Here is a 2,468-nt window from a genome sequence, read left to right on the forward strand (position 1 = left end):
CTTACTGTCGTATGCGTGACAAGTACTAATCATAAAAATCAGATAGAGTAAGTTCCTAAGAACAACTCTTTTAGTTTTCGATTACTTTTTTATCAGCTTTCCATATTGTTAAAGAACATTTAAGGTTTAAAAAACCCTAATCAATAAACATTTAAAAATGATTATTGATTAAGGCTACTTAATCTTATTGAGCAATCACTTTCATACAGAAAGTGGTGGAGCTAAGCAGGATCGAACTGCTGACCTCCTGCGTGCAAGGCAGGCGCTCTCCCAGCTGAGCTATAGCCCCTCAAATACATTGAGAGTATCTTCTATTACCATCTACATAACACTTGTCATGTAATTCGCATTCAGACAAGGCGAAGTGTGAGGACGTGTGGCTTTTCTACACGACGAACACTTCAACGCAGTATCAATGCGAATTTGGTAGGCTTGGGCAGACTTGAACTGCCGACCTCACCCTTATCAGGGGTGCGCTCTAACCAGCTGAGCTACAAGCCTCTTGCTTTAAGCTTTCACTTAAAGAAATCTGCTTGAACTTCCCAAGCACTTCTTTTTGCTCTTCTTCATCAAAACAAAACAATCTATGTGAACACTCAACTTAGTGAACATTCGCCGTAATAGTAAGGAGGTGATCCAACCCCAGGTTCCCCTAGGGTTACCTTGTTACGACTTCACCCCAGTCATGAAACACAAAGTGGTGACCGTTCTCCCGAAGGTTAAACTAGCCACTTCTTTTGCATCCCACTCCCATGGTGTGACGGGCGGTGTGTACAAGGCCCGGGAACGTATTCACCGCAACATTCTGATTTGCGATTACTAGCGATTCCGACTTCATGGAGTCGAGTTGCAGACTCCAATCCGGACTACGACGAGCTTTAAGGGATCCGCTTACCCTCGCAGGTTCGCTTCCCTCTGTACTCGCCATTGTAGCACGTGTGTAGCCCTACTCGTAAGGGCCATGATGACTTGACGTCGTCCCCACCTTCCTCCGGTTTGTCACCGGCAGTCTCCTTAGAGTGCCCAACTTAAGGCTGGCAACTAAGGACAAGGGTTGCGCTCGTTGCGGGACTTAACCCAACATCTCACGACACGAGCTGACGACAGCCATGCAGCACCTGTATCTAGATTCCCGAAGGCACCAATTCATCTCTGAAAAGTTTCTAGTATGTCAAGAGTAGGTAAGGTTCTTCGCGTTGCATCGAATTAAACCACATGCTCCACCGCTTGTGCGGGCCCCCGTCAATTCATTTGAGTTTTAACCTTGCGGCCGTACTCCCCAGGCGGTCTACTTAGCGCGTTAGCTTCGCTACTCACGAGTTAAACTCACAAACAGCTAGTAGACAGCGTTTACGGTGTGGACTACCAGGGTATCTAATCCTGTTCGCTACCCACACTTTCGCACATGAGCGTCAGTCTTTGGCCAGGGAGTCGCCTTCGCCACTGATGTTCCTCCAGATATCTACGCATTTCACCGCTACACCTGGAATTCCACTCCCCTCTCCAAGACTCTAGCCTGCCAGTTCTAAATGCTATTCCCAGGTTGAGCCCGGGGCTTTCACATCTAGCTTAACAAACCGCCTGCGTGCGCTTTACGCCCAGTAATTCCGATTAACGCTCGCACCCTCCGTATTACCGCGGCTGCTGGCACGGAGTTAGCCGGTGCTTCTTCTGTTGCTAACGTCACAGCTAATGGGTATTAACCACCAACCTTTCCTCACAACTGAAAGTGCTTTACAACCCGAAGGCCTTCTTCACACACGCGGCATGGCTGCATCAGGGTTTCCCCCATTGTGCAATATTCCCCACTGCTGCCTCCCGTAGGAGTCTGGACCGTGTCTCAGTTCCAGTGTGGCTGATCTTCCTCTCAGAACAGCTAGAGATCGTCGCCTTGGTGAGCCTTTACCTCACCAACAAGCTAATCTCGCTTAGGCCACTCTCTGAGCGAGAGCCGAAGCCCCCTTTGGTCCGTAGACGTTATGCGGTATTAGCTATCGTTTCCAATAGTTATCCCCCACTCAAAGGCATGTTCCTAAGTATTACTCACCCGTCCGCCACTCGACATCATCTAGCAAGCTAGACATGTTTCCGTTCGACTTGCATGTGTTAGGCCTGCCGCCAGCGTTCAATCTGAGCCATGATCAAACTCTTCAATTAAATATTTCGAAAATATGAATTTTTTTGGTAAACATCCACTAAGTGAATGTCCACACAGATTGTCTTGTTCTAATTGTTAAAGAGCGGTGCTAACTTCGTTAGCGGCTTAAGCTGTCCGTGGACCCTCTTAAGCGGGAGGCGTATAATACGCCGTTAAACTTCGATGTCAACGTTTTAATTTAAAATCTTTTTAAATTAAAACTCGCTGCATCCCGCTAACTACAACACTTTAAAAGCATGGTAATGACAAGGTTTAAATCTATTAAATCTTGTCTCAAGTGTCACCGTTTTGGCTGACTCCCCGAAGCGAG

2 tRNA genes and 1 rRNA gene are annotated in these 2,468 nt (G+C 47.3%); all 3 read right to left on the reverse strand.

Annotated features, from left to right (window positions below):
• Positions 1 to 213: 213 nt before the first annotated feature.
• The 3 genes from EOK74_RS20555 to EOK74_RS20565 all read right to left on the reverse strand — a co-directional run bounded on the left by EOK74_RS20555 (position 214) and on the right by EOK74_RS20565 (position 2,157).
• Positions 214 to 289, reverse strand: a tRNA-Ala gene (locus tag EOK74_RS20555).
• A 135-nt stretch (positions 290 to 424) separates the two neighbouring features.
• A tRNA-Ile gene (locus tag EOK74_RS20560) sits at positions 425 to 501 on the reverse strand.
• A 123-nt stretch (positions 502 to 624) separates the two neighbouring features.
• Positions 625 to 2,157 (reverse strand): 16S ribosomal RNA (locus EOK74_RS20565).
• Between the last annotated feature and the right edge of the window lie 311 nt (positions 2,158 to 2,468).

The organism is Paraglaciecola marina (assembly GCF_004360155.1).
GTDB lineage: Bacteria > Pseudomonadota > Gammaproteobacteria > Enterobacterales > Alteromonadaceae > Paraglaciecola > Paraglaciecola marina.